The sequence below is a fragment of the Streptomyces sp. NPDC030245 genome (assembly GCF_055572995.1).
In genome coordinates this window covers 12,274-38,983 of record NZ_JBVICF010000006.1, presented here as the reverse complement: position 1 = coordinate 38,983, position 26,710 = coordinate 12,274, and the positions used below count along the sequence as shown (strand labels likewise).

Here is a 26,710-nt window from a genome sequence, read left to right as displayed (position 1 = left end):
GGGGCGGTGCCCGGCACCCGGCACCGCCCCCGGCCCCCCCGCGGGGCCTTTGGCGAGGATCACCAACAACCGCTCCCGTACCGCCGGTAATACTTGTCGGTAACAACCTCTAGTCGTGGGCCCGCGGCCGTTCTACGGTGCACGCATGTCCCCGAACCTGCCCGATGTCGTGCTGTGGTCCATCCCGGCTTTCGTGCTGCTCACCGTCGTCGAGATCGTCAGCCACCGGATCCATCCCGACGAGGACGCCGCCGGGTACGAGACGAAGGACGCCGCCACCAGCATCACCATGGGGCTCGGCAGCCTCTTCTTCGACCTGCTGTGGAAGATCCCGATCGTCGCGATCTACTCGGGCGTCTACGCGCTGACACCGCTGCGCGTGCCCGTCCTGTGGTGGACCGTCCCGCTGATGCTCCTCGCCCAGGACTTCTTCTACTACTGGTCGCACCGGGGCCACCACGTCATCCGCATCCTGTGGGCCTGCCACGTCGTGCACCACTCCAGCCGCAAGTTCAACCTCACGACGGCACTGCGCCAGCCCTGGACGAGCCTCACGGTGTGGCCGTTCTACCTGCCGCTCATCGCCTGCGGCGTCCACCCGGCGGCGCTCGCGTTCTGCTCGTCGGCCAACCTGGTCTACCAGTTCTGGATCCACACCGAGCGCATCGGGAAGCTGCCCCGCCCCATCGAGTACGTCTTCAACACGCCCTCCCACCACCGCGTGCACCACGCGTCCCAGGGCGGCTACCTGGACCGTAACTTCGGCGGCATCCTCATCGTCTGGGACCGGCTCTTCGGCTCCTGGGTCGCCGAGACCGACCGTCCCGTGTACGGACTGACGAAGAACATCGACACGTACAACCCCCTGCGCGTGGCGACCCACGAGTACGTCGCCATCGCCAAGGACCTGCGCGCCGCCGCGGGTTGGCGGGAGCGGGCCGGTCGGGTCTTCCGCGGCCCCGGCTGGCAGCCGCAGGCTCCCGAGGCGCCCCCGGCGGCCCTGCCCGCCCCCGACGCGCCGGTCCAGGAGCGGGCGGCGTGACCGGGCGGCCGCCGCCGGCCCTGCTCCTCGGCGCCTTCGCCGCCGCCGCGCTCGGCGACCTCGTCGCGCTCCTCGCCGCCCTTGGCCCCGGCCACGCGGTCTTCAAGCCCCTGCTCATGCCCCTCCTCGCGGCGTACGTCGCCACGCGGAAGGGCCCCCGGCTGCTGATCGCCGCCCTCCTCTTCGGCTGCGGCGGCGACACCCTCCTGCTCTTCGACGCCGAGCCCGCGTTCCTCGCCGGGATGGGGTCCTTCGCCGCCGGACACGTCTGCTATCTCGTGCTCTTCAAGCGGTACGGCGAGCGGCTCGGCGGAACCCGCGGGTACGCGCGAGGTGCGGTCCTCGCGGCCGCGTACGCCCTCGCGCTCGGCGCGACCACGCTCGGCACCACGGCGGCCGCGGGCGGGGCGCTCTTCCTGCTCTCGGACACCCTGATCGCGACCGGCGTCGCCGACTGGCCGCAGCTGCCGAGGCCCGACTTCGCGATCATGCTCACGTATCTGGCGGCCCAGGCCCTGTTGGCCAGGGGAGTGCTGACGGCCGCCGCGGCCGGCCCCGGCCACTCCTCGGGGACGAGGAGGGCCGGGCGGCCACCGAGCCGCCCGGCCCTCCCCACCGCTCCGCGGTGATCTGGTGCTGCTCGCCCGCTACTTGCGCACGGCGTCCAACGCGTCGGCCATGCCCACGCCGTAGAAGCCGTTCTTGTTCCGGCCGCCCTCGCAGACCGCGTCCACCTTGCCGTCGCCGTCGAAGTCGTACGGGTCGGTGCAGGCCATCGCGTCGGCCTGGCGGTGGAGCAGTTCCTTGATCCGCTTCGGCGAGGCGTGCGGATGCGTCGACTTGAGCAGCGCGGCCACGCCCGCGACGTGCGGCGACGCCATCGATGTGCCGCCCTTGTAGCCGAACTTGCCGCCCGGCAGCGTGGAGAGGATCCGGCCGTCGACGGCCGGCGGGTTCGGCGCCTGGTACTTGGTCGAGTCACCGCCCGGTGCCGTGATGTCGATGACGCCGTGGCCGTAGTTCGAGTACGACGCCTTGATGCCCTTCGCACCGGTGGCGGAGACCGTCACGACCCCCGGAAGCTGCGACGGGAGGTCGAAGCAGTCCTTGGTCTTGATGGTCCGCGGCACCGGAGTGGTGTCGTTGGGACTCGTCGTGTCGATGATCTCGTCCTGGGCCAGGTCGGTCTTCGAGTTGCCCGCGGCCGCGACGTTGACGGCGCCCTTGCGCTCCGCGTACTTCGAGGCCCGCCCGACCGCGTCGACCAGCGCCTTCTGGTCGGCGTCCGTCGTGCAGTTGAACAGCCACGGGTCGGTGTAATAGCTGTTGTTGGTGACGTCGACGCCGTGGTCGGCCGCCCACACGAAGCCGCAGACCACGGCCTCCGTGTAGTACAGGCCGGTCTTGGGCTCCGCCACCTTCAGGCTCGCGACCTTCACGCCCGGCGCGACGCCGGTGACACCGGTGCCGTTCTTCGCGGCGGCGACCGTGCCCGCCACGTGCATGCCGTGGTCGCTCTCACCGGCCACCGGCCGCCACGCGTCGCCCTTCTGCACCGGCACGCCGCCCAGGCAGCTCGCGGACGCCTCGCGGTCGAAGTTCGGCGCGATGTCGGGGTGCGTGTCGTCGACACCGGAGTCGAGCACGCCGACCGTGACCTTGCGGCTGCCGAGGGAGACCTCGTGCGCCTTGTCCGCCTTCATGGCGGGCAGGTCCCACTGCAACGGCTCCAGCTCGTCCTGGCCCGCCGCGGCCTTCCCGGCCGCGGCCTTCGCCTCCGCGGCGGTCAGCGGCCGCTCCGACTCCAGGGCGTTGTCGGACTGGGCGGAGAGCGGTGCCGTCCGGGTCGCGCCCGCCGAGTCGACGCCCTTCACCTTGCGCATCGTCTTCGCGAAGTCGGGGTTCGCCGAGTGGACGACGATGACGCCGATCTTGTCGTACGCGATGACGACCTTGCCGTCGGCCTTGGCGATCGCCCTCTTGGCGCGCTCCGAACTGCCCTTCCCGGGGCGGACGTTCACCACGTAGCTCATGGAGGAGGCGTCCGTGGCGGCCGCTGCCGCCGCCGGGACCGACGCCGGAGCGTCCGGCACCGCGGCGGGCCGCGCGGTCGCCGTGCCCGGCAGGAAGGCGACGGCGGAGACCATCGCGACACCGAGCGGCAGGGCCAGCGCACGGCGGGAGCGCAGGAGGGCTGCGGCGGATATGTGGGACTTGGTGGACTTGCTCACGTGTCGTCTCCCCGTCACTTCTTCTTCACGGCGTCGAGCGCGTCGACGAGCCCGCTGCCGTAGAAGCCGTTGTTGTGCGCGCCGCCGCTCTCGCAGACCGCGTCGACGTCACCGTCACCGTCGGGGTCGTACGGCGTGGTGGGGCACTCCAGACGGTCGGCCTGCTTCTTCAGGATCCGCTGGAGCTCGGCCGGGCCCGCCTTGGGGTGGGTCGACTTGATCAGCGCGGCGACACCCGAGGCGTGCGGCGCGGCCATCGACGTGCCGCGCAGCCAGCCGTACTCGCCGCCCGGCATGGTTGAGAGGATGTTGCCGTTCTTCGACGGGGTGTCGGTCGGCAGCTGGTAGCGGTCGCCGCCCGGGGCCGTCACGTCGACGACGCCCTTGCCGTAGCTGGAGTACGACGACTTGAGGTTCTTGACGCCCGTCGCGCTGGTCGTGACGACGCCCGGCAGCTGGGTCGGCACGTCGAGGCACTCGTGCGGGTCGATGGTGCGGGTCACCGGGGTGGAGTCGTCCGGGCTGGAGTCGTCGACGATCGCGTCCGCGTCCAGGTCGTGGTTGGAGTTGCCCGCGGAGGCGACGTTGAGGGTGCCCTTCTTCTGCGCGTACAGCTGCGCGCGGTTGACCGCGTCGAGGATCGCCTTCTGGTCCGGGTCGTCCTTGCAGTTGTACAGCCACGGGTCCACGTAGTAGCTGTTGTTGGTGATCTCGACGCTGTGCTCGGCGGCGAACACGAAGGCGCAGACCACGTTCTCCGGGTAGAACAGCTCGTCGACCGGGTCGGCCACCTTGATGCCCGCGATCTTCACGCCGGGCGCCACGCCCGCGACGCCGACGCCGTTGCGTGCGGCGCCGATCTCACCGGCCACGTGCGTGCCGTGGTAGTGCTCCTTCTTCGCCGGGCGCCAGGCCCCGGGCGAGGTGTCCAGCTTGCCGCCGACACAGCTCGCGGACTGCTTCGCCGAGAAGTTCGGGGCCAGGTCCGGGTGGGTGTCGTCGACGCCGGTGTCGATCACGGCGACGGTGACCTTCTTGCTGCCCGGGTTGATCTTCGCGGCCTTGTCGGCGCCGATCGCCCGCAGGTCCCACTGGTCGGCTTCCATCGGCTCGGTGCCCGGAGCGGCGCTCTTGCGCAGGGCCTTGGCCTCGGCCGCGGAGAGCATCTTCGCCTTGCCGTCGTCCGTGGTGGCGGCCGACTTCAGTGGCGCGGTGTGGGTCGCGCCCGCCGACTGGACGCCGCGCACGGCGCGTATTCGCTTGCCGAAGTCCTGGTCCGTGGAGTGGACGACGATGACGCCGATCTTCTCGTGCGTGACGACGACGGAACCGCCGGCCCTGGCTATCGCCTTCTTGACGTACGCGAGCGTCTTGCGGTCCGTGCGGGTGTTGACGACGTACGCGTAGACGGGGGCGTCCTTCGCGGTCTGCGCCGACACGGGGGCGGGGGGCTCGTTCGGGGCCGCGGTCGCGGCGCCGGGCGCGAAGCCGACCGAGGCGGCGAGCGCGAGGCCGAGCGGCACGGTGAGCGCCGTACGACGTCTGGAAGGCAGATGAGCCATGGGATCTCCACATCATCCGGATACGGAACTGCCCGAACACAGCTGGTGCTCGGGCAGGTACATGACGGGCGTGCAGGGGTGAAGCTATCCCCCGAACTCCCAGGCCAGCAATGGCTGCTGACTGCCTTCTGGCTGCGTTCCAGAAGAAACCGGGCAGCCGGGGCGCGTCGTGCGCCGCGCGGGGACGTTGAGCAGACAACGGAAGCAACATCAACCCCTGTCGGATCACGTCCCGTGGCCTTAGCATCGCCATCCGTGGCTCACGTGATCCGTGTCACGCCGGATGTGAGGCCAGAGCACGCATGGAACAACTGTCCGTCCCCACCCCACCCGCACCACGAGGAGACTCCGTGGCCACCGACGCACCGCCCCCTTCGAAGGGTGGCGAAGGAAAAGAACCCGCTCTGCACGCGCCCTCCACGGAGGAGTACATCGAGGTGCAGGAGAGCGCGGAATTCGGTGAACTGCGCCGCTCGCACCGCTCGTTCGCCTTCCCGCTCACCATCGCCTTCATCGCCTGGTACCTCGTGTACGTCCTGCTCTCCAACTACGCGGGCGGATTCATGGGCACCAAGCTCTTCGGCAACATCAACGTGGCCCTGGTCCTCGGCCTCGGGCAGTTCCTGACCACCTTCCTCATCGCCTGGTTCTACTCGCGCCACGCGGCGGCGCAGCTCGACCCGAAGGCCGAGGGGATCAAGTCCCGCATGGAGACCCGCATGGAGGGCGACGCATGAGCCCCGCGCACACCGCCGTGATCGACCTGGCGGCGGCCTCCGACGCCTCCGAGCACCGGCCGCTGATCATCAGCCTCTTCGCCGCCTTCGTCGTCGCCACCCTCTTCATCACCGTGTGGGCCGGGCGGCAGACCAAGAGCGCCGCCGACTTCTACGCGGGCGGCCGCCAGTTCACCGGCTTCCAGAACGGCCTGGCGATCTCCGGCGACTACATGTCCGCCGCGTCCTTCCTCGGCATCGCCGGCGCCATCGCCCTCTTCGGCTACGACGGCTTCCTCTACTCCATCGGCTTCCTGGTCGCCTGGCTGGTGGCGCTCCTCCTGGTCGCCGAGCCGCTGCGCAACTCCGGGCGCTACACGATGGGCGACGTCCTCGCCTACCGCATGCGCCAGCGCCCGGTCCGCACCGCCGCGGGCACCTCCACCATCGTCGTGTCGATCTTCTACCTGCTCGCGCAGATGGCGGGCGCCGGCGTCCTGGTCTCACTGCTGCTCGGCATCACCAGCGACGCGGGCAAGATCCTCATCGTCGCCCTCGTCGGCGTCCTGATGATCGTCTACGTCACCATCGGCGGCATGAAGGGCACCACCTGGGTGCAGATGGTCAAGGCGGTCCTGCTCATCACCGGCACCGTCCTGATCACCTTCCTCATCCTGCTGAAGTTCAACTTCAACGTCTCCGACCTGCTCGGCACGGCCGCCTCCAACAGCGGCAAGGGCTCCGCCTTCCTGGAGCCCGGCCTCAAGTACGGCGTCTCCGGCACCTCGAAGCTGGACTTCATCTCCCTCGGCATCGCCCTCGTCCTCGGCACCGCCGGCCTGCCGCACATCCTGATCCGCTTCTACACCGTGCCGACGTCCAAGGCCGCCCGTAAGTCCGTGAACTGGGCGATCGGCATCATCGGCGCCTTCTACCTGATGACGATCGTCCTCGGCTTCGGCGCCGCAGCCCTGCTCAAGCCCGGCGAGATCATCGCCTCCAACAAGGCGGGCAACACGGCCGCCCCGCTCGCCGCCCTGGAGATCGGCGGTGGCGGTGACTCGACCGGCGGCGCGATCCTGCTCGCGGTGATCTCGGCGGTCGCCTTCGCCACGATCCTCGCGGTCGTCGCGGGCCTCACCCTCGCCTCGTCGTCCTCCTTCGCGCACGACATCTACGCGAACGTCATCCGCAAGGGCAAGGCCACCGAGAAGGAGGAGATGAAGGCGGCCCGCTGGTCGACCGTGTTCATCGGCATCGTCTCCATCGCGCTCGGCGCCCTGGCCCGCGACCTGAACGTGGCGGGCCTCGTCGCCCTCGCCTTCGCGGTCGCCGCATCCGCCAACCTGCCGACGATCCTCTACAGCCTCTTCTGGAAGAGGTTCACCACGCAGGGTGCGCTCTGGTCGATCTACGGCGGCCTCATCGCCGCCGTCGGCCTGGTGCTGTTCTCACCGGTCGTCTCCGGGAAGCCGTCCTCGATGTTCCCCGACGCGAACTTCGACTTCTTCCCGCTGGAGAACCCGGGCCTCATCTCCATCCCGCTGGGCTTCCTGCTCGGCTGGCTCGGCTCGCTCCTCTCCAAGGAGGAGCCGGACAAGGGCAAGTACGCAGAGCTGGAGGTCAAGTCCCTCACCGGCGTCGGAGCCCACTGACCGGCATTTGTTCACACGTTCGTAGCGGCCGCGTCGTAGAGTCCTACGACGCGGCCGTACCGTTCCTCGTGGCAAATGGCCCATGGCGTTGTCAGAGGTGTCGCGTAAGGTCGAAGGCAGTGGGACACATGAGAATCCGACCGCCGGGGAGGGGGCCGCAGTGCTCATCGACACGTTTGGCCGCGTAGCCACTGACCTGCGCGTATCGCTGACCGACCGCTGCAATCTGCGGTGCACGTACTGCATGCCGGAAGAGGGCCTCCAGTGGCTCGCCAAGCCGGACCTCCTGACCGACGACGAGATCGTCCGCCTCATCCGGATCGCCGTCACCCACCTGGGCATCCGCGAGGTCCGCTTCACCGGCGGCGAGCCCCTGCTGCGCCCCGGCCTCGTCGGCATCGTCGAGCGCTGCGCCCAGCTGGAGCCCCGCCCGAAGATGTCCCTGACGACGAACGGCATCGGCCTCAAGCGCACCGCGAAGGCCCTCAAGGCCGCCGGCCTCGACCGGGTCAACGTCTCCCTGGACACCCTGCGCCCCGACGTCTTCAAGACGCTCACCCGCCGCGACCGCCACAAGGACGTCCTCGAAGGCCTCGAAGCGGCCCGCGACGCCGGCCTCACCCCGGTCAAGGTCAACACCGTCCTGATGCCGGGCCTGAACGACGACGAGGCCCCCGACCTCCTGGCCTGGGCGGTGGAGAACGACTACGAACTCCGCTTCATCGAGCAGATGCCCCTCGACGCCCAGCACGGCTGGAAGCGCGACGGCATGATCACCGCAGGTGACATCCTGGAGTCCCTGCGCACCCGCTTCGAGCTCACCGAAGAAGGCTCGGGGGAGCGCGGCTCCGCGCCCGCCGAGCGCTGGATCGTCGACGGCGGCCCGCACCGCGTCGGCGTCATCGCCTCCGTCACCCGCCCCTTCTGCTCGGCCTGCGACCGCACCCGGCTCACCGCCGACGGCCAGGTGCGCACCTGCCTCTTCGCCACCGAGGAGACCGATCTCCGCGCGGCCCTGCGCGCCGCGCCCGAGGACACGGCGGACGGCGCGGACGAGGAGATCGCCCGCATATGGAAGCTCGCGATGTGGGGCAAGAAGGCGGGCTCCGGCCTGGACGACCCGTCGTTCTTGCAGCCGGACCGCCCGATGTCGGCGATCGGCGGGTGACTTAACCGCGAGGCGCCGCGCGCTGTACTATTCCAGCGGTCGTGGACGGTCGATGCCGGTCACGACGGAAGGCCCCGCTCCTGCCAGAGCGAGGCCCTCCGCGCAGTTGTTCACGAGCCCGGTCGTCCATCACTCGACCGGGCTCGCTGCGTGCGCAGCACCGGTCACGACGGCCTCATGGGTGGGCGCCCTACTGGACGAACTGCCCCACACATCCCGTGATCGCTACGAGTAAGCCGAGCAGTGCGAGCGAGACCTGCCACCTCTCGGGACCGGTCCAGCGCCTGCGCGACTTCACAGGACGATCATTCATTTGTCACCCCCCTTCGCCGCGAGTGCGTCGCTCCGACGGGGGACGCGGAGCGCTCGCAGTATGGCAGGGAGGGTCGCCGGATCGGCACCGGAACGTCGTGATTGATCTGAGCTTTTCTTGAGCTTCGCGGGGTTACGGAGAACCCGGCGGGCGCTGGGGGGAAGACAGCTGACCGTCGTCCCGGGACTCCCACTCGGCCAGCGGCACGACGTCCTTCAGCATGCCGCGTACGCCGAGGAACTGGGTGAGGTGCTCGCGGTGTTCTTCGCACGCGAGCCACGTCTTGCGCCGCTCCGGGGTGTGGATCTTGGGGTTGTTCCAGGCCAGTACCCAGACCGCGGAGACGCGGCAGCCCTTGGCGGAACAGATCGGGTTTTCGTCACTCACAGTCGCGTCCAAGTGCTGCGAACAAGGCGACGCCGAGCAGCCACGGGGGGAGCTGCCCGGCGTCGGTCTGTCGCTCCGACGGGGGATGCGGAGCGCGTACGAAGTATGTCATGGGGGACCCTCGGACTGGCACCGGAACTACATGATTGATCTGAGCTTTTCTTGAGCTTGGCGCAACGTCGTCGGTCAGTTCGGCTCGTGCGCGGCGCCGCGCCGCTGGTCGTGAGCGGGGCCCAGGGGATCTTCCGGGACGGATTCCGCGGCGGCGGCCGCGACGGGCGGCGCGAGCATTGGCCGAGAAGGAGCGGGCACGAACGTCGAGGGCAGCGAAGGCGGCGACTCCCGGCCGGCGTTGGCGATCACGACGGAGATGTACGGCAGGAGGACCCCGAGCACCAGAGCGACGAGCGCGACGTGGCGCTCGACGTTCCACAGCACGGCGGCGGCCACCACCGACACCGTACGGACCGACATCGAGATCACATACCGTCGCTGCCTGCCCCGCACGTCCTCCGCGAGACCCTGCCGGGCCCCCGTGATCCGGAAGACCTGGCCGCTGCTCTGCTTCCGCATCACATTCCACCGCCCTGTCCGCTGTGCCGGACTCTCCGCGGTACCTGCCCCGGCCCGGCCCCTCAACGTTACGCCGCGGCTGCGCAGCCTACGAGACCGGGGCGGGCCTCATCCCGTTGCCCCTCCTGCGCCGCGCCACGTATGGACGAGCCCGACATGCGCCGTATGGCGGACGGGTCGAGACTGGCCGTAATGCTCATCTGAGCCGTACTAGGAGGCAGCTATGGGCTGGTTGTGGGCCATCATCGTGGGTTTCGTACTGGGACTGATCGCCAAGGCGATCCTCCCCGGGAAGCAGCACAGTCCACTCTGGCTGACCACGGTGTTCGGCATCATCGGAGCCGTTCTGGGCAACTGGCTCGCGACTCAGTTCGGCATCAACGAGACCAAGGGCATCGACTGGGGCAGGCACGCGCTCCAGCTGGTAGCGGCTCTCGTGGTCGTCGGCCTCGGTGACGCGGCGTACACGATGCTCCGGGGCAACAAACGGCGGGCTTAGCCCCACACGGAGGCTTAACCGCACACGGAGGGGCCGGTCCGCGCGGACCGGCCCCTCCGTGTGCGCGGGGTGGGGGCGGCTCAGCCTCCCGTGACCTCGACCGCGGCCAGGTTCTTCTTGCCGCGGCGCAGGACCAGCCACCGCCCGTGCAGCAGATCCTCGCGGGCCGGCACGGCGTCCTCGGCGGTGACCTTCACGTTGTTCACGTAGGCACCGCCCTCCTTGACCGTGCGCCGGGCGGCGGACTTGCTCGCCACCAGGCCGACCTCGGCGAACAGGTCCACGACCGGGCCGAGCTCGGCGACCTCGACGCGCGGCAGCTCGGAGAGGGCCGCGGCCAGTGTCGCCTCGTCGAGACCGGCGAGCTCACCCTGGCCGAAGAGCGCCTTGGACGCGGCGATGACCGCGGCGCACTGGTCCGCGCCGTGCACCAGCGTGGTCAGCTCCTCGGCCAGCGCGCGCTGCGCGGCACGCGCCTGCGGACGCTCCTCCGTCTGCTTCTCGATCTCCTCGAGCTCCTCGCGGGACTTGAAGGACAGGATCCGCATGTACGTCGAGATGTCCCGGTCGTCCGTGTTCAGCCAGAACTGGTAGAACGCGTACGGCGTGGTCATCGCCGGGTCGAGCCAGACCGCGCCGCCCTCGGACTTGCCGAACTTGGTGCCGTCCGACTTGAGCATCAGCGGCGTGCCCATGGCGTGCACCGCGGCGTCCGGCTCCAGGCGGTGGATCAGGTCGATGCCCGCCGTGAGGTTGCCCCACTGGTCGCTGCCGCCGGTCTGAAGCGTGCAGCCGTACCGCCGGTAGAGCTCCAGGAAGTCCATGCCCTGGAGGAGCTGGTAGCTGAACTCCGTGTACGAGATGCCTTCCTGGGACTCCAGGCGGCGGGCCACGGAGTCCTTGGTCAGCATCTTGTTCACCCGGAAGTGCTTGCCGATGTCGCGCAGGAACTCGATCGCGGACATCCCCGCGGTCCAGTCGAGGTTGTTGACCATCGTCGCGGCGTTCTCGCCCTCGAAGGACAGGTACGGCTCGATCTGCGAGCGCAGCCGGGCCACCCAGTTCGCGACCGTCTCCGGGTCGTTCAGGGTGCGCTCGGCGGTCGGCCGCGGGTCGCCGATCTGGCCGGTCGCCCCGCCCACCAGCGCCAGCGGACGGTGCCCCGCCTGCTGGAGCCGCCGGACGGTGAGGACCTGCACGAGGTGTCCCACGTGCAGGCTCGCCGCGGTCGGGTCGAAGCCGCAATAGAACGTGACGGGACCGTCCGCGAGCGCCTTGCGCAGTGCGTCTTCATCGGTGGACAGGGCGAACAGCCCCCGCCACTTCAGCTCGTCGACGATGTCCGTCACGGGTCTCGCGTCTCCTTGGATGTACGGAAGGGTGCACAGGTGAGTGCAGGGTCCGAGGTTATACGCCCTGGCTGACCGAACTCATATTGAAATCGGGGACGCGCAGCGCGGGCGTCGCGGCGCGGGTGAAGTAGTCGCCCCACTCGCGGGGCAGCGTCTTCTCCGTACGGCCCGCCTCCGTCGCCCGCCCGAGCAGGTCCACGGGTGACTCGTTGAACCGGAAGTTGTTCACCTCGCCCACCACCTCGCCGTTCTCGACGAGGTACACGCCGTCCCTGGTCAACCCGGTGAGCAGCAGCGTCGCCGGGTCGACCTCGCGGATGTACCAGAGGCAGGTCAGCAGCAGCCCGCGCTCGGTGGCCGCGACCATCTCGGCCAGGGAGCGGTCGCCGCCCCCGTCCAGGACGAGGTTGTCGACGGCCGGTGTCACCGGCAGCCCGGTCAGTCCCGCGCTGTGCCGGCTGGTCGCCAGGTGAGCGAGCTCACCGGCGCGGATCCACTCGGTGGCGGACAGCGGCAGACCGTTGTCGAAGACGGAGGCGTCACCGCCCGAGGAGTGCGCGAGCACGAACGGCGCCGACTCCAGACCCGGCTCGTACGGGTCGCTGCGCAGCGTCAGCGGCAGCTCGGTGAGGCGCTCGCCGAGGCGCGTGGCGCCGCCCGGCTTGGAGAACACCGTGCGGCCCTCGGCGGCGTCGCGGGCCGACGACGACCAGTACTGGTAGATCAGCAGGTCGGCGACGGCGGTCGGCGGCAGCAGCGTCTCGTACCGCCCGGCGGGCAGGTCGATGCGGCGCTCCGCCCACCCGAGGCGCTGCGCGAGCTCCGCGTCGAGGGCGGCCGGGTCGACGTCCTTGAAGTCACGGGTGGCGCGCCCCGCCCACGCGGACCGGGTGCGGTCGGGCGACTTGGCGTTGAGCTCCAGGGTGCCGTTGGGCTGGTCGTGGCGGAGGCGGAGCCCCGTCGACGTACCGAGGTAGCTGGAAACGAACTCGTGGTTCGCGAAGCCGTACAGCTCCCGGCCGCCCGCACGGGCCCGCGCGAACGCCTCACCGAGCGCGGGCGCGAAGTCCGTGAAGACCGCGGACGAGGTCTCCACGGGCGCCTCGGTGAAATCGGGGGAGGCGGCGGTGCCGGTCACCAGCGGCTGCGCGTCCTCGGCGGGAGCCGCCCCGCGCGCCGCCTCCTCGGCGGCCCGCACCAGCGGCTCCAGGTCGTCGGCGGTCACGGCCGAGCGCGTCACGACACCGGAGGCGGTGCCCTCCTTGCCGTCGACGGTCGCGATGACGGTGAGGGTGCGCCCGCGCGTGACGCCGTTGGTGGTCAGCGCGTTGCCCGCCCAGCGCAGGTTCGCCGTGGACTCCTCGTCGGCGATGACGACGCAGCCGTCGGCGGTGGACAGGTCGAGGGCGCGCTCGACGATCTCATGCGGCTTGGTGGCGCTGCGGCTCATCGGCCGGCCTCCTGCGTGGTGTTCAGAATGTTCACGCCCCGGAACAGGGCGGACGGGCAGCCGTGCGACACCGCGGCGACCTGGCCGGGCTGGGCCTTGCCGCAGTTGAAGGCGCCACCGAGGACGTACGTCTGCGGGCCGCCGACCGCGGCCATCGAGCCCCAGAAGTCGGTCGTCGTCGCCTGGTAGGCGACGTCCCGCAGCTGCCCGGCGAGCCGCCCGTTCTCGATCCTGTAGAAGCGCTGCCCAGTGAACTGGAAGTTGTACCTCTGCATGTCGATGGACCACGACCGGTCGCCGACCACGTAGATGCCGCGGTCGACGCCCGCGATCAGGTCCTCCGTGGAGAGCCCGCCCGGGTCCGGCTTGAGCGACACGTTCGCCATGCGCTGCACCGGCACATGGCCGGGGGAGTCGGCGTACGCGCAGCCGTTGGACCGCTCGAAGCCGGTGAGCCTCGCGATCCGCCGGTCCAGCTGGTAGCCGACCAGCGTGCCGTCCTTGACCAGGTCCCAGGACTGCGCGGCCACGCCCTCGTCGTCGTACCCGATCGTCGCGAGCCCGTGCTCCGCCGTCCGGTCGCCCGTCACGTTCATCAGCGAGGAGCCGTACGCCAGCTTGCCGAGCTGGTCGAAGGTGGCGAAGGACGTGCCCGCGTACGCCGCCTCGTAGCCGAGGGCGCGGTCCAGCTCGGTGGCGTGCCCGATGGACTCGTGGATCGTCAGCCAGAGGTTGGACGGGTCGACGACGAGGTCGTACGAACCGGCCTGGACACTCGGCGCCCGCATCTTCTCCGCCAATTGCTCGGGAATCCGCGCGAGCTCGCCCTCCCAGTCCCAGCCGGTCCCCGTGAGGTACTCCCAGCCGCGGCCGACCGGCGGCGCGATGGTCCGCATCGAGTCGAACTCGCCGCTCGACCCGTCGACGGCCACCGCGGTCAGCTGCGGGTGCAGCCGCACGCGCTGTTGCGTCGTCGTCGTTCCCGCCGTGTCCGCGTAGAACTTGTTCTCGTGCACGGTCATCAGCGACGCGTCGACGTGCGTGACCCCGTCGGCGGCGAGCAGCCGCGCGCTCCAGTCGGCGAGCAGCCCCGCCTTCTCCTCGTCCGGCACGGAGAACGGATCGATCTCGTACGAGGAGATCCACGTCTTGTCCGCGTGCACCGGCTCGTCCGCGAGCTCCACCCGCTCGTCCGACCCGGCCGCCTTGATGACCTGCGCGGACAGCTTCGCCATGGCCACGGCCTGCGAGGCGACGCGCGCCGCCGCGTCCATCGTCATGTCGACGCCGGAGGCGAACCCCCAGGTGCCGCCGTGCACCACACGGACCGCGTAGCCGAGGTCCGTCGAGTCGGAGCTGCCGGACGGCCTGGCGTCGCGCAGCTGCCAGGAGGCGCTGCGCACCCGCTCCAGGCGGAAGTCCGCGTGGTCGGCGCCGAGCGCCCGCGCGCGGGCCAGCGCGGCGTCGGCGAGAGCCCGCAGCGGCAGTGCCGTGAAGGCTTCATCGATGGAATGAGGCACGGATGTCTCCCTGCTGTCGGCACCGGTCAGGTCCGATCATGTCGCGCACCACGGCTCCAGGGCCAGGGTTTTCTGTAGGGACCCGACAGCGACTCCTCCGAGCCACTGTCGGTCGTCGATTCTCCGTATCGCGGGAGGTACCGATAGGTTTTCGAGGTACCAGACCGCTATCGAAAGGGTGATCCGTTGAGCCGCTCGGTTCTCGTCACCGGAGGAAACCGGGGCATCGGCCTCGCCATCGCCAGCGCCTTCGCCGACGCCGGCGACAAGGTCGCGATCACCTACCGCTCGGGCGAGCCGCCGAAGGTCCTCACCGACGCCGGCGTCCTCGCCGTCAAGTGCGACATCACCGACGCCGAGCAGGTGGAGCAGGCCTACAAGGAGATCGAGGAGAAGCACGGGAACGTCGAGGTCCTGGTCGCCAACGCGGGCATCACCAAGGACCAGCTCCTGATGCGCATGTCCGAGGACGACTTCACGTCCGTCCTCGACACCAACCTCACCGGCACCTTCCGCGTCGTCAAGCGCGCCAACCGCGGCATGCTGCGCGCCAAGAAGGGCCGCGTCGTCCTCATCTCCTCCGTCGTCGGCCTGCTGGGCGGCGCGGGGCAGGCGAACTACGCCGCCTCCAAGGCGGGTCTGGTCGGCTTCGCCCGCTCGCTCGCCCGCGAGCTCGGTTCGCGCAACCTCACCTTCAACGTCGTCGCCCCCGGTTTTGTCGACACCGACATGACCAAGGTGCTGACGGACGAGCAGCGCGAGGGCATCGTCTCTCAGGTGCCGCTCGGCCGTTACGCGCAGCCCGAGGAGATCGCCGCCGCGGTGAAGTTCCTCGCGTCCGACGACGCCTCGTACATCACTGGAGCCGTCATCCCCGTTGACGGCGGATTGGGCATGGGTCACTGATCACATGAGCGGAATCCTCGACGGCAAGCGCATCCTCATCACGGGTGTGCTGATGGAGTCCTCCATCGCCTTCCACGCGGCGAAGGTCGCTCAGGAGCAGGGCGCGGAGGTCATCCTGACCGCCTTCCCGCGGCCCACCCTCACCGAGCGCATCGCCAAGAAGCTCCCGAAGCCCGCCAAGGTCATCGAGCTCGACGTGACCAACCAGGAGCACCTGGACCGCCTGGAGGGCCTGGTCCGCGAGGAGCTCGGCGGCCTGGACGGCGTCGTGCACTCCATCGGCTTCGCCCCGCAGGACGCCCTCGGCGGCAACTTCCTGAACACGCCGTTCGAGTCGGTCTCCACGGCCATGCACGTCTCGGCGTACTCCCTGAAGTCGCTCACCATGGCCTGCCTGCCGCTGATGCCGGAGGAGGGCGGCTCGGTCGTCGGTCTGACCTTCGACGCGCAGTTCGCCTGGCCGCAGTACGACTGGATGGGCCCGGCCAAGGCCGCCCTGGAGGCCACCAGCCGCTACCTGGCACGTGACCTCGGCTCGCGCGACATCCGCTGCAACCTGATCTCCGCGGGGCCGATCGGCTCCATGGCCGCCAAGTCCATCCCGGGCTTCGGCGAGCTCGCCAAGGTCTGGGACAGCCGCTCCCCGCTGAACTGGGACATGGCCGACCCCGAGCCCGCGGGCCGCGGCATCGTCGCCCTGCTCTCGGACTTCTTCCCGAAGACCACCGGCGAGATCATCCACGTCGACGGCGGCGTGCACATGATGGGCGCCTGACCGAGTCGTACGTCTTCGTGGTACGTCTTTGAGGCCCCGTCCCCCGCAACGCGCGGGAGGCGGGGCCTCGCGCCTGTGCCGTCACCCGTTCGGCCCCCAGGCCGGGCGGCAGCGGGGGAGTGTCGCGCACCCTGAAGTGTGCGTCTCTCCGGTGCGGTGCCCGCGGCTCTCGCTCTTGTGGTCGCCGCGCCGAGCGCCGCGCCGCAAGAACCTCCCCACGCGCGCGTGGGGGACGTCCGCAGGGGAGTGGACGCGCAGGCGGAGAAGCCCCGGCCCTTCGGTTCGGAGTGCCGCACCGGCGTCGTCGGCTCCCACGCCGTCGCGTACTGCCACAACCCCTACCCCGAGACCGACCGGGTCCGCCTCCACGTGGAGTGCTACCGGTGGTGGGACATCGACACCGACTCCCGCCCCGTCGAGGCGGCGCCCGCGATGACGGTGCGCCTCACCGGACGGTGCTGGAAAGAGGTCCGCGCGGTCTGGGTCAGCCACGAGAAGTGAGCCGCCGCGTCAGCCCCCGGAAGCGAGCCTCTCGGGGCGGCACATGAAGGGGTAGCCCGCCGCCTCCGAAGCGGCGGCCTCCGCGTCGCCCGCGCGGATCGCGTCCACCAGACGGGCGTGGTCCATGTGGGTCTCCGGGGTCAGCTCATCGCCGATGTCGTCGCGCAGCCAGTCCCGCAGCACCTCGCCGAGGTCCGCGTACAGGGCCGTCATGACGTCGTTGTGCGACGCGGCGACGACGGCCATGTGGAACGTCGCGTCGGCCGTCACGAACGCCTCCGCGTCCCCGGACGCCCAGACCTCCTCGCGGCGTGCCAGCAGCACGTCGAGCTGCTTGAGGTCGCGCTCGGTGCGGCGCTCGGCGGCGAGCTTCGCGGCGCTGGACTCCAGCGTGCTGCGCAGCTCGGCGATGTGCCGCGGGTCCGCGTCGGCGAACCGGCGCTGCATCACACCCGCGAGCTCGCTCGTCGCCACCACGTAGGTACCGGAGCCCTGCCGGATGTCGAGCAGGCCGTTGTGCGCGAGGGCGCGCACCGCCTCCCTGACCGTGTTCCTGGCCACGCCCAGCTGCTCGACGAGCTCGGGCTCGGTGGGGATGCGGGAGCCGACCGGCCACTCGCCCGACGAGATCTGGTTGCGCAGCTCGGAGATGACCTGCTCCGAGAGCGCCGAACGGCGAGGGGTGGTCAGCGGCATGACGCTCCTTCGTGCGGAGACCTGTGTGAGCTACATGAGTTACGTGAGCGGTGTGAGCAGTGTGACGCAAACGATTGGACAGTCAATCATCCCATGATTCTATGATGGCCCCATGGCTAGCGAGGAAACCGGGACGATGACGCCGACAGCAACACCCCCGACACGTACGGAAGCGACCGGGAAACCGGCCCCCACGCGCGCGTGGGCCACGCGACTCGTCGTCGTGGGCATCGTCCTGGCGGCCATGAACCTCCGCCCCGCCATCACCAGCCTCGGTGCCCTCCTCGAAGAGGTGCGCGACGGCCTCGGCATGAGCGGCACCCTCGCCGGACTGCTCACCTCCGTGCCGCCGCTCTGCTTCGCGTTCTTCGGCGTGATGGCGCCCCGCCTGGCCCGGCGCTTCGGGCCGAGCGCGGTGGTCTGCGTCGGCATGGCCGCCATCGCTTCGGGCCTGCTGATCAGGCCCTTCATCGGCGGCACCGCGGGCTTCCTCGCGGCCACCGCCCTCGCCCTCGCGGGCATCGCCGTCAGCAACGTCCTGATGCCGGTCATCGTCAAGCGCTGGTTCCCCGACCGGGTCGGTTCCATGACCGGCCTGTACTCGATGGCCCTCGCGTTCGGCACCTCCGTCGCGGCGGCCGCCACCGTGCCCCTCACCGACGGCCTCGGCGGCCGCTGGCAGACCGGCCTCGCCGTGTGGGCGGTGCTCGCCGTCGTCGCCGTCGTGCCGTGGATCCCGCTCATCCGCGACCGGGGCACGGCCGCCACCGAGCCCCCGGAGCACATCAGCCCCGCCGTACGCCAGGAGGACGCGGGGCTGCGCATCACCCACAGCCGCACCGCGTGGGCGCTCGCCGTCTTCTTCGGCCTCCAGGCCACGGCCGCGTACATCACGATGGGCTGGATGCCGCAGATCTTCCGCGACGCGGGCGTCCCCGCGAGTGAGGCGGGCGTGTTGCTCGCCGTCACGATGGCCATGGGCGTGCCCCTGGCGTTCGTCATCCCACGGGTCGCCACCCGCCTGACCAACCAGGGCCCGGTCGTGATCGTCCTCGGCGCGTGCGGACTCGCCGGCTACGCGGGCCTCTACCTCGCCCCCGCCGGCGGCGCGTGGGCCTGGGCGCTGCTGCTCGGCATCTCCAACTGCGCCTTCCCGCTCGCCCTCACGATGGTCGGGATGCGGGCCAAGAGCAGCGTCGGCGTGGCCAAGCTGTCCGCCTTCGCGCAGAGCACGGGCTATCTGATCTCGATCCCCGGGCCGCTCCTCGTGGGCGTGCTCTACCAGCACAGCGGCGGCTGGGGCCTGCCGATCGCGCTCATGGCGGCCCTGATGGTGCCGCAGATCGTCATCGGTACGCTCGCGGGCCGCAACCGCACGGTCGAGGACGAGGTGGCGGCCAGGGCCGCGAAGGCCTGACCCCGGCGGCTAGGCCCTGTCGTCAAATTCCCGCCTGCCCGGCGGGCGGACGACGGGAATGTGACGACAGGACCTAGGGGCCCGGCCCGGCGACGGGGGAGGCCTGCCCAGGCGCTGCGGGGGAGGCTCGACCCCGGGGGCGGACGGGCGGGCGCAGGGTGCGAGACTTGCCGTATGCCCGTCCTCGACCCGAACCCCCAGAACGGCCAGAAGAAGCTGCTCATCGTGCTCGGCGCGATGCTGGCCATCACCGTGATCATCGGCATCATCGCCTCCATCGCGTCGCCGTGAACCGGCCCCCGGCGGGGCGATGGTGGGGCTAGCACCCCCATCCCCTAGGGGGCCAGTATCAGGGTCAAGTGGGTGGACCTCCGGATGGGGTGAGGGGCGCCGATCACCTAACTTCGAGTTGTGCCCGCGAAGAGCGGCACGGACCACTCGAGGACCACGGAGGCGGCATGTCGGCCCGATCGCACACCCGGCGCGACCCGGCCCAGTCGGGCAGCGTAGAGATCCAGCTCCCCTGGTGGGCCATCGCCCTCCCCGCCGTGGCCTTCGCGGCCCTGCTCCTGCTCATCCTGAACCCCGTGGACGCGCACGCGGCGACCGGCGAGCCGGCCGTCACCCACCTCCTGGAGCGGATACGGACGCTGGTCCTGCGCACGGCCTCCTGACCCCCCTGTCACCGGGCCCGTCACCCGCGCCGGGGCACCACGCCAACTCCCTGCGCCCCGTGGCACGTTTCATGCGAAGCTGGGATGCATGAGCGTCGCAGAACCCCGCAGGATTGTCCTCTTCCGGCATGCGAAGGCCGACTGGCCGCAGGTTTCCGACCACGAGCGGCCGCTCGCGGAGCGAGGCCGCCGGGACGCCCCCGTCGCCGGGCGCAAGCTGGCCGACAGCGGCATCGCCTTCGACCAGGCCCTCTGCTCGACCGCCACCCGGACCCGCGAGACCTGGAAGCTCGCCGTCCAGGAGCTGCCGCAGCGGCCGAAGACCGTCTACGAGGAGCGGTTGTACGAAGCCTCTCCCGGTGAGCTGATCGCCGTGCTCAACGAAACCCCGGACGACGTGCAGAACCTCGTCCTGATCGGCCACAACCCCGGCGTGCAGGGCCTGGCCGACGTCCTCGCCGGGGACGCCGAGGGCGACGCCAGAGTGCGGCTGAACCGCAGGGGCTTCCCGACCGCGGCCTTCGCCGTCCTGACGTACTCCGGTTCCTGGAAGGCGCTCGAACCGGGCGTGGCCACCCTCGTCGACTACTGGGCGCCCTCCGAGTAGCCCGCTCCCCGTCCACCGTGAAGGGCCCGGCACCCCAGGTGCCGGGCCCTTCGTGCGGGTGCGGATCAGCGGGTGCGGATCAGTCAGTCCAGGTGCATGTCGGCCGCCTCGACCTCTTCCCGGGTGATTCCGAGGAGGTAGAGGACGGTGTCCAGGAAGGGGACGTTCACCGCGGTGTGCGCGGCCTCGCGGACCACGGGCTTGGCGTTGAAGGCGACCCCGAGGCCCGCCGCGTTCAGCATGTCGAGGTCGTTCGCGCCGTCACCGATCGCGACGGTCTGCTCCAGCGGCACCCCGGCCTCCCTGGCGAACCGGCGCAGCAGCCTGGCCTTGCCCGCCCGGTCGACGATCTCGCCGGTCACCTTGCCGGTCAGCTTGCCGTCGACGATCTCCAGGGTGTTGGCCTGCGCGAAGTCGAGGCCGAGACGTTCCTTCAGGTCGTCGGTGACCTGCGTGAACCCGCCGGAGACGACGCCCACTTGGTAGCCGAGGCGCTTGAGGGTGCGGATGAGGGTGCGGGCACCCGGTGTGAGCCGTACCTCGGAGCGGACCTTGTCGACGACCGACGCGTCGAGCCCCGCGAGCAGCGCCACGCGGGCGTGCAGCGACTGCTCGAAGTCCAGCTCACCGCGCATCGCGGCCGCCGTCACCTCGGCGACCTCGGCCTCGCACCCGGCGTGCGCGGCGAAGAGCTCGATGACCTCGTCCTGGATGAGCGTCGAGTCGACGTCCATCACGACCAGGCGCTGGGCGCGGCGGTGCAGGCCCGTCGAGACGACCGCGACATCCACGCCGAGCCTCGCGGCCTCTATGGCGAGGGCCGTGCGCAGCGTCTCGGTCTCGGTGCCGGAGACCGCGAACTCGACGGCGGTGACCGGGTACTTGGCGAGCCGGAAGATACGGTCGATGTTGCCGCCGGTCGCCGTTATCCGGGCGGCGATCGCGGCCGTCGACTCCGACGTCAGCGGGTGGCCGAGCACAGTCACGAGCGAACGCCCGAGGCCGCGCGGCCGGTTGTCGCCGATACCCGAGATGATCTCGGCCTGCATCTTCATGGACTCCGCCCAGCTGTGGACGGTGGCCCGCAGGTCGCCCTCCAGACCGGCGGGCGGCTCGGTCACGAGCGCACACAGCACGATCCGGCCACGGGTGACGACCTGCTCGATGTCGACGACGTCGACGGAGTAGGCGGCGAGGGTGTCGAAGAGGCCGGCGGTGATGCCGGGGCGGTCCTTGCCGAAGATCTTGACGAGGAGCGTGGGGATGTCTGGGGGCTGAGGGGGCTGCGAAGCACTCATGGTGATCCCTACGGTATCCGCCCTCTTCCGGCCCCCGCCCCACCGGTCCGCCACCCGGACAGCCCCCCGCGGCCCGCCCACACACGCCACGCCAGGTCGCCCTACCTTGCCCCGATCGGTCCTTCTCTGCTGCGCAGGGCGGGGCCGTGCGGGGAGCGTTCCTGCGGTGCCGGCCCCGTCGCGGCGACCCTGTCCCGCCGCTACGCGGCGGATCCCTCCCACCCACCCGTTTACCCCGCGACACCGCCTCACTGTAGGGGCCAACCGTGCCTCGCCGAGAGCGGTCCGATCCGTTGCCGCTGCGACTAGTACTGGTTCCCCCGGGCGGCCTCCTCGGCGTGGGGGCGGGTGTGGCTCGCTGAGGATGGGGCGGGGCCGGTTCCGTCGCGGGCGGGGGGCTGCGGGCGGCACCGGTTGTTTCGTGGGGCCTCCTCCGCGTGGAGGCCCGGCGTGGCTCGCTCAGGGGTAGAGGAGTCGGTTCCCCGTTGTGGGCAGGCGGGCCGCGGGCGGCACGGGTGGGCACAACCCGCGGTGCCGGGTGCGGGCTAGTCGGGCCTGCGTGGGGTCTTTGGGGGAGGTGGGGGAGGAGGAGGTGGTGGGGGCCAGTCGGAGGAGTGGGAGCGGCGGCGGGGCGGTGGGGGTGGGGGGACCACCGGGCCCATGACCGTCGGGGCGCCGGAGACGTCGTGGGGCGTGGGTGGTGGTGGACGTAGGTAAGGGTTCGTGTCGGGGTTCGGGGGGCGGTGCGGAGTACCTGGGGCGTACGGCCCGGTGCCGGGGGTGCCCGGAGTGCCCGGAGTGCCCGGAGTGCCCGGAGTGCCCGGAGTGCCCGGAGTGCCCGGAGTGCCCGGAGTGCCCGGAGTGCCCGGCGTACCTGGTGCGCCGGATGGTGATTCGGGTGACCCGGTCGTCGGCCCGCCCACCGGCGAAGAGAACGGATCCTGCGGCCCCGCCGGCGTCACACGCACCGCCGACGCGAACCGCGCCACCCCACCCCCCGCCGCCCCGAAAACCACCGCGAGCAGCGCCCCCGCAACCCCCGCCCCCAACCCCCACGCCGCCCCCAGCACCGCCGCCATCCCGAGCCGCCCGTGCAGCTCGACCCCCGCGCCGAACGCGTCGAAGCCGAAGACGGAGAGCGACGCATCGGCGGAGACCGCGGACAGCCACGCCAGGAGGGGCAGCCCGACCGCCGTCACCACCCCGAGCCGCACCCCGCACAGCCCCACGAACCCCGGAACGGATGTCTTGGCTCCCACCCCACCCGCATCAGGCACACCGCCTACGCCACGCACCGCACGTATATAAGGAGTCCGAACAGCCGTCAGCACCCCCGCGAACAACATCGCCACCCCCGCCGCCACCCCCAACAACCAGACCCTGTCGTCCAGTTCCGCCAGCCGCCCGAGCGTGAGCGCCTTGTCGGACGGGCCCGTCAGGAGGTCGTCCACCGGGTCCGGCAGGAACCGCCGGAGCTCGCCCGTCGCCCTGCCGTCCCACGGCACGAAGAGCCCGACGGGCAGGCCGAGCCACACGCCGTTCGGCGCCCCGAGCAGCGCCGCGCCGGCGATCCGCTTGGGGTGGTCGTCGCCGACCATCGCGTACGCCGCCGCGGCGAGCCCCGCCGCGACCGCCACCAGCACCACCGTGACCAGCGCGGAGACGGCCGGCCGTACCACCCGGTGCAGTGCGCCGAGGGCGCGCGGCAGCGGCGTGCGCCGTGACGCGAGCAGCGCGATGAGCAGGACGCCGGTCACCCAGACCGCCCCACCGAGCAGCGTCGGCCCGGTGTCGACGGTGAAGCCGACCGAGGCCTCCGCCTCGACCAGGTCCCCGAGCCGGTCGGGGAGGAGCCCGCCGATGTCGTCGCCGATCCCGCCGGGCAGCTTGTCGCCGATGCCGTCCGGCAGTCCGTCGATGCCCCCCTCGATGCCCTCCTCGATCCCCTTGTCGATGCCGAGCTGCTTGCCGTCGATCGTGATGACGTCGTGCCCCGCCCAGGCGAGCCCCGCGAGCATCGCGAGGAAGAGGGCGACCACCGCGGCCGCACGCGCGGCGAGTTCGGCGGGGGCGATGACGGCGCCCGCCCCGCGCAAGGAGCGCAGGAAGAAGTGCGCGAGGAACAGCGCGCCGACCAAACCCACACCGAGTGGCGCAATATCGACTGTCGTGGTCGCCTCGGCACCGTTCAGGCCGAACGCCGAGACGTCGCCGGACGGCGTGACCGAACCTCCCGCTGCCAGCGCGACGGTCGCCGCCGTCATCGGCCCGAGCGCGCCGACCGCGTCCGCGCCGAGCAGGTGCAGACCGAGCGCGGCCGTCCCGGCCATGCCGACCAGCGCCCAACTGACCGCGGCGATCGCGGAGAGCAGCACGTCACCCCACCGCACACCCGGGCTGCCGCCTCGGTGGACGCCTTTGTGATCGTCGGCCTGCATCAGGACCCCCCGGACCGCGGCGCGTTGCCCAGAACGCTTGCCCTGAATGCACTTAATGCTCCCAATGAGCATGATCCGTATGCACTGATGGGCACTGATGGGCGCTTCCTACTCTCCGGGCCGATTTCTTCCCCGTCAACGGGGCAACCCGTCACGCGCGTACGCAGTCTTCACAAGGCCCGACTTTCGGTCAGAGCCCTCCTCCTGAAATAGTTCCTCCCGATGTTCGACATCCCTAGACTCCCCATCGATGGGGGCTAGCTCGGGGGACAACTCAGTGGGGCATGGAGTGCCGGAACTCGTACTGGAATTGAATGGCAGGACCTGGACGCTGGACGCGTCCAGGCCGTACACCCTTGGACGTGATCCGCAGGGGGATATCTCGCTTGACGACGCCAGGGTCTCCTGGCGGCACGCGACGATCAGCTGGAGCGGGCGCAGCTGGGTCATCGAGGACCACGGCAGTACCAATGGCACCTTCATACAGGGCCAGCGGATCCACCAGATGGAAATCGGCCCCGGTTCGGCGGTGTACCTCGGCAACGCGACCGACGGCCCGCGGGTGAACGTGTCCGGTGGCGCCCCGGGCGCGGCCGCGGCCGCCGTCTCGGCACCGCAGCAGCACGCCCAGCAGCACCAGCAGCACCAGCAGGAGGCTCCCGGCTGGGCCGCGCAGGCCCAGCAGCAGGCACCCCAGCAGCAGGCCCCGTACCAGCCGCAGCAGCAAGGCTGGCAGCAGCAGCCGCAACAACAGCAGCCGCCGCAACAGCACCAGCAGCACCAGCCGAACGTGCCCCAGCAGGGCGGCCCGTCCGAGCAGTACGCGCAGAAGACTCCCGGTTCCGGCGGTGTCGCGGGGGCCCCGCCGGTCTACGGCGACCGCAGCCCGACGACGTTCCACCAGCTGGCCCTCGGCCGCAAGATGCGCATCGGCCGCGCCCTGGAGAACGAACTGGTCGTCTCCGACCTTCAGGTCTCGCGCCACCACGCCGAGTTCACCGCGACGCCCGACGGCCGTTTCGAGATCCACGACCTCGGCTCGCACAACGGCACGTACGTCAACGGCCAGCCGATCGCGAAGTCCTCGACCGTCCTGATCGGCCCGAACGACATCGTCGGCGTCGGCCACTCGACCTTCCGCCTCGTCGGCGGGCAGCTCGAGGAGTTCGTCGACACCGGTGACGTCTCCTTCTCGGCCCGCCACCTCACGGTCACGGTCGACGGCGGCAAGCAGATCCTCAAGGACGTCTCCTTCGGCGTCCCCGAGAAGTCGCTCATCGCGGTCATCGGCCCCTCCGGTTCCGGCAAGTCCACCCTGCTCAAGGCGCTCACCGGCTACCGGCCCGCCAACCAGGGCGACGTCCTCTACGACAACCGGAATCTGTACAAGCAGTTCGCCGAGCTGCGGCAGCGCATCGGTCTGGTCCCGCAGGACGACATCCTGCACAAGGAGCTGACCGTCAAGAAGGCCCTCAAGTACGCGGCCAAGCTGCGCTTCCCGGCCGACACCACGGAGGCCGAGCGCGAGTCCCGCATCGACGAGGTGCTGCGCGAGCTCAAGCTGGACATCCACAAGGAGAAGAAGGTCACCTCCCTCTCCGGTGGCCAGCGCAAGCGCGTGTCGGTCGCCCTTGAGCTGCTGACCAAGCCCTCGCTGATCTTCCTGGACGAGCCGACCTCCGGCCTCGACCCGGGCATGGACCGCGACGTCATGCAGCTCCTGCGCGGCCTCGCCGACGACGGCCGCACGGTCCTCGTCGTCACGCACTCGGTCGCCGAGCTGGCGATCTGCGACAAGCTCCTGGTGATGGCGCCGGGCGGTTCGGTGGCGTACTTCGGCCCGCCGGAGGAAGCCCTGAACTTCTTCGGCTACAGCACCTGGGCCGACGTCTTCTCCGCCTTCGAGAACTACCGCGACTACGACTGGGCGGGCCGCTGGAAGGGCTCGCAGCACTACCAGATGTACGCAGCGGACATCGACGCCGTCGCCGCGCAGTCCGTACAGATGCCGCCGCCCCAGGCGGTGAAACCGCCGAAGCCGCAGGGCTGGGGTTCGCAGCTGTGGACCCTGATCCGCCGCTACACCTCGGTGATCGCCTCCGACAAGGGCTTCATGGGCCTGATGGTGATCCTGCCCGCGGTCCTCGGCATCGTCAGCGTCGTGATCCCGGCCGACTTCGGCCTCGCCCCGCCGAAACCGCCGGTCAAGTTCAACGGCGACGCGGGCACGATCATGCTCATCCTCGCGGTCGGCATGTGCTTCTCGGGCGCGGCCAACTCCGTACGTGAGCTGATCAAGGAACGCGTCATCTACGAACGGGAACGGGCCACCGGCCTCTCCCGCTCGGCGTACCTGATGTCGAAGGTCATCGTCCTCGGCGTCATCACGGCCGTCCAGGGCGTCATCATCTGCGCCATCGGCTTCGCCCCGCGCGAGCTGCCGGAGGAAGGCCTGATCATGCCGCCGGCGGCGGAGATCTGCCTGACGATCATCGCGCTCGGCTTCACCTCGATGATGTTCGGCCTGGTCATCTCCTCGCTGGTGAAGACCGCCGAGAAGACCATGCCGCTCCTGGTCATGTTCGCGATCGTCCAGGTCGTGTTCACCGGCGTCCTCTTCCAGGTCTACGGCTCGCCCGGCCTGGAGCAGTTCGCCTGGCTGATGCCCTCCCGCTGGGCCATCGCCGGCGCGGGCGCCACCCTCGACCTGGCGCACCTGATGCCGCCGTGGGACCCGAAGAACCCGAACGATCTCGACCCGCTGTGGGAGCACTCCGCGAGCCAGTGGGGCATCAACATCACCATCCTGCTCGCGCTCGGCGTCATCTGCGGCATCGCGGTCGCGCGCCTGCTGCGCCGCCACGAGCCGGAGGTCATGCGCAAGTAGGCGCGTCCCGTCCCGTACGACGAGAAGGGCGGCACCCCGCACG

The 26,710-nt window shown here is 70.6% G+C and carries 24 protein-coding genes; 14 read left to right on the top strand and 10 right to left on the bottom strand.

Going from position 1 to position 26,710, the window contains the following annotated elements; all coding sequences use genetic code 11:
- Positions 1-145 precede the first annotated feature (145 nt).
- Positions 146-1,042, top strand: a complete 897-nt coding sequence (locus ACZ4Z4_RS17600) for a sterol desaturase family protein (protein ID WP_468327778.1) — start codon at positions 146-148, stop codon at positions 1,040-1,042.
- Positions 1,039-1,671: a lysoplasmalogenase family protein gene (locus tag ACZ4Z4_RS17595; RefSeq protein ID WP_468327776.1), complete on the top strand. Its 633-nt coding sequence runs from the start codon at positions 1,039-1,041 to the stop codon at positions 1,669-1,671. The genes ACZ4Z4_RS17600 and ACZ4Z4_RS17595 overlap by 4 nt, the downstream gene beginning before the upstream one ends.
- 18 nt (positions 1,672-1,689) lie before the next feature.
- Here ACZ4Z4_RS17595 and ACZ4Z4_RS17590 read toward each other — a convergent pair whose 3' ends face one another.
- Together ACZ4Z4_RS17590 and ACZ4Z4_RS17585 are read right to left on the bottom strand one after the other, a co-directional pair.
- Positions 1,690-3,189 (bottom strand): S8 family peptidase, encoded by a 1,500-nt coding sequence (locus tag ACZ4Z4_RS17590; protein WP_468328447.1) that lies wholly within the window; start codon positions 3,187-3,189, stop codon positions 1,690-1,692.
- Positions 3,190-3,287: 98 nt separating this feature from the next.
- On the bottom strand, positions 3,288-4,835 hold the full coding sequence (locus tag ACZ4Z4_RS17585; RefSeq protein ID WP_468327774.1) for a S8 family peptidase: 1,548 nt from the start codon (positions 4,833-4,835) through the stop codon (positions 3,288-3,290).
- Positions 4,836-5,185: 350 nt separating this feature from the next.
- Here ACZ4Z4_RS17585 and ACZ4Z4_RS17580 point away from each other — a divergent pair, with 350 nt between their 5' ends.
- The 3 genes from ACZ4Z4_RS17580 to moaA all read left to right on the top strand — a co-directional run bounded on the left by ACZ4Z4_RS17580 (position 5,186) and on the right by moaA (position 8,374).
- A complete protein-coding gene (locus tag ACZ4Z4_RS17580) occupies positions 5,186-5,572 on the top strand; it encodes a DUF485 domain-containing protein (RefSeq protein ID WP_468327772.1) in 387 nt (128 codons plus the stop codon).
- Positions 5,569-7,206, top strand: a complete 1,638-nt coding sequence (locus ACZ4Z4_RS17575; protein ID WP_398307737.1) for a cation acetate symporter — start codon at positions 5,569-5,571, stop codon at positions 7,204-7,206. Before ACZ4Z4_RS17580 ends, ACZ4Z4_RS17575 begins: the two co-directional genes overlap by 4 nt.
- 160 nt (positions 7,207-7,366) lie before the next feature.
- Positions 7,367-8,374, top strand: a complete 1,008-nt coding sequence (moaA, locus tag ACZ4Z4_RS17570; protein ID WP_468327770.1) for a GTP 3',8-cyclase MoaA — start codon at positions 7,367-7,369, stop codon at positions 8,372-8,374.
- Between the two features lie 445 nt (positions 8,375-8,819).
- Here moaA and ACZ4Z4_RS17565 read toward each other — a convergent pair whose 3' ends face one another.
- The gene (locus ACZ4Z4_RS17565) at positions 8,820-9,074 is read right to left on the bottom strand and encodes a hypothetical protein (RefSeq protein ID WP_468327768.1); all 255 of its coding nucleotides are present in this window, start codon (positions 9,072-9,074) and stop codon (positions 8,820-8,822) included.
- A 186-nt stretch (positions 9,075-9,260) separates the two neighbouring features.
- Entirely contained in the window at positions 9,261-9,647 is a 387-nt protein-coding gene (locus ACZ4Z4_RS17560) for a DUF3099 domain-containing protein (protein WP_398307743.1), read from the bottom strand.
- Positions 9,648-9,870: 223 nt separating this feature from the next.
- Between ACZ4Z4_RS17560 and ACZ4Z4_RS17555 the strand changes: the two genes are divergently transcribed.
- The gene (locus ACZ4Z4_RS17555) at positions 9,871-10,146 is read left to right on the top strand and encodes a GlsB/YeaQ/YmgE family stress response membrane protein (protein WP_150183375.1); all 276 of its coding nucleotides are present in this window, start codon (positions 9,871-9,873) and stop codon (positions 10,144-10,146) included.
- Between the two features lie 80 nt (positions 10,147-10,226).
- Here ACZ4Z4_RS17555 and tyrS read toward each other — a convergent pair whose 3' ends face one another.
- Genes tyrS through ACZ4Z4_RS17540 form a run of 3 tightly spaced genes read right to left on the bottom strand, consistent with a single transcriptional unit; the run spans position 10,227 to position 14,468 of the window.
- On the bottom strand, positions 10,227-11,495 hold the full coding sequence (gene tyrS, locus ACZ4Z4_RS17550; RefSeq protein ID WP_468327766.1) for a tyrosine--tRNA ligase: 1,269 nt from the start codon (positions 11,493-11,495) through the stop codon (positions 10,227-10,229).
- A 58-nt stretch (positions 11,496-11,553) separates the two neighbouring features.
- The gene (locus ACZ4Z4_RS17545; RefSeq protein ID WP_468327764.1) at positions 11,554-12,948 is read right to left on the bottom strand and encodes a metallopeptidase TldD-related protein; all 1,395 of its coding nucleotides are present in this window, start codon (positions 12,946-12,948) and stop codon (positions 11,554-11,556) included.
- On the bottom strand, positions 12,945-14,468 hold the full coding sequence (locus tag ACZ4Z4_RS17540; protein WP_468327762.1) for a TldD/PmbA family protein: 1,524 nt from the start codon (positions 14,466-14,468) through the stop codon (positions 12,945-12,947). Before ACZ4Z4_RS17540 ends, ACZ4Z4_RS17545 begins: the two co-directional genes overlap by 4 nt.
- Positions 14,469-14,654: 186 nt before the next feature.
- On the opposite strand from ACZ4Z4_RS17540, the gene fabG reads away from it, so the two are divergent.
- The 3 genes from fabG to ACZ4Z4_RS17525 all read left to right on the top strand — a co-directional run bounded on the left by fabG (position 14,655) and on the right by ACZ4Z4_RS17525 (position 16,650).
- Positions 14,655-15,374 carry a 3-oxoacyl-[acyl-carrier-protein] reductase gene (gene fabG / locus ACZ4Z4_RS17535; RefSeq protein WP_468327760.1) on the top strand — a complete coding sequence of 240 codons (720 nt, stop codon included), beginning with the start codon at positions 14,655-14,657 and terminating at the stop codon, positions 15,372-15,374.
- Between the two features lie 4 nt (positions 15,375-15,378).
- Complete coding sequence (gene fabI / locus ACZ4Z4_RS17530; protein WP_468327758.1) at positions 15,379-16,149, top strand: enoyl-ACP reductase FabI; 771 nt, start codon at positions 15,379-15,381, stop codon at positions 16,147-16,149.
- A 138-nt stretch (positions 16,150-16,287) separates the two neighbouring features.
- Positions 16,288-16,650, top strand: a complete 363-nt coding sequence (locus ACZ4Z4_RS17525) for a hypothetical protein (RefSeq protein ID WP_468327756.1) — start codon at positions 16,288-16,290, stop codon at positions 16,648-16,650.
- Positions 16,651-16,659: 9 nt separating this feature from the next.
- Here ACZ4Z4_RS17525 and ACZ4Z4_RS17520 read toward each other — a convergent pair whose 3' ends face one another.
- Positions 16,660-17,346 (bottom strand): FadR/GntR family transcriptional regulator, encoded by a 687-nt coding sequence (locus ACZ4Z4_RS17520; protein ID WP_468327754.1) that lies wholly within the window; start codon positions 17,344-17,346, stop codon positions 16,660-16,662.
- A gap of 112 nt (positions 17,347-17,458) precedes the next feature.
- On the opposite strand from ACZ4Z4_RS17520, the gene ACZ4Z4_RS17515 reads away from it, so the two are divergent.
- From ACZ4Z4_RS17515 to ACZ4Z4_RS17500, 4 genes are all read left to right on the top strand, one after another.
- Positions 17,459-18,763, top strand: a complete 1,305-nt coding sequence (locus ACZ4Z4_RS17515) for a CynX/NimT family MFS transporter (protein ID WP_468327752.1) — start codon at positions 17,459-17,461, stop codon at positions 18,761-18,763.
- Positions 18,764-18,937: 174 nt separating this feature from the next.
- Entirely contained in the window at positions 18,938-19,054 is a 117-nt protein-coding gene (locus ACZ4Z4_RS17510) for an SGM_5486 family transporter-associated protein (RefSeq protein ID WP_107059069.1), read from the top strand.
- Between the two features lie 167 nt (positions 19,055-19,221).
- A complete protein-coding gene (locus ACZ4Z4_RS17505; RefSeq protein WP_398307758.1) occupies positions 19,222-19,437 on the top strand; it encodes a hypothetical protein in 216 nt (71 codons plus the stop codon).
- Positions 19,438-19,525: 88 nt separating this feature from the next.
- Positions 19,526-20,044: a SixA phosphatase family protein gene (locus tag ACZ4Z4_RS17500; protein WP_404756867.1), complete on the top strand. Its 519-nt coding sequence runs from the start codon at positions 19,526-19,528 to the stop codon at positions 20,042-20,044.
- An 83-nt stretch (positions 20,045-20,127) separates the two neighbouring features.
- Here the strand turns inward: ACZ4Z4_RS17500 and serB are convergent, their stop codons facing one another.
- The gene (serB, locus tag ACZ4Z4_RS17495) at positions 20,128-21,342 is read right to left on the bottom strand and encodes a phosphoserine phosphatase SerB (RefSeq protein WP_468327750.1); all 1,215 of its coding nucleotides are present in this window, start codon (positions 21,340-21,342) and stop codon (positions 20,128-20,130) included.
- Between the two features lie 545 nt (positions 21,343-21,887).
- Positions 21,888-23,780, bottom strand: coding sequence for a streptophobe family protein (locus ACZ4Z4_RS17490; protein WP_468327748.1), 1,893 nt, complete (start codon positions 23,778-23,780; stop codon positions 21,888-21,890).
- Positions 23,781-24,069: 289 nt separating this feature from the next.
- Here ACZ4Z4_RS17490 and ACZ4Z4_RS17485 point away from each other — a divergent pair, with 289 nt between their 5' ends.
- Positions 24,070-26,667, top strand: a complete 2,598-nt coding sequence (locus ACZ4Z4_RS17485; protein WP_468327746.1) for an ABC transporter ATP-binding protein/permease — start codon at positions 24,070-24,072, stop codon at positions 26,665-26,667.
- Positions 26,668-26,710: the final 43 nt, after the last annotated feature.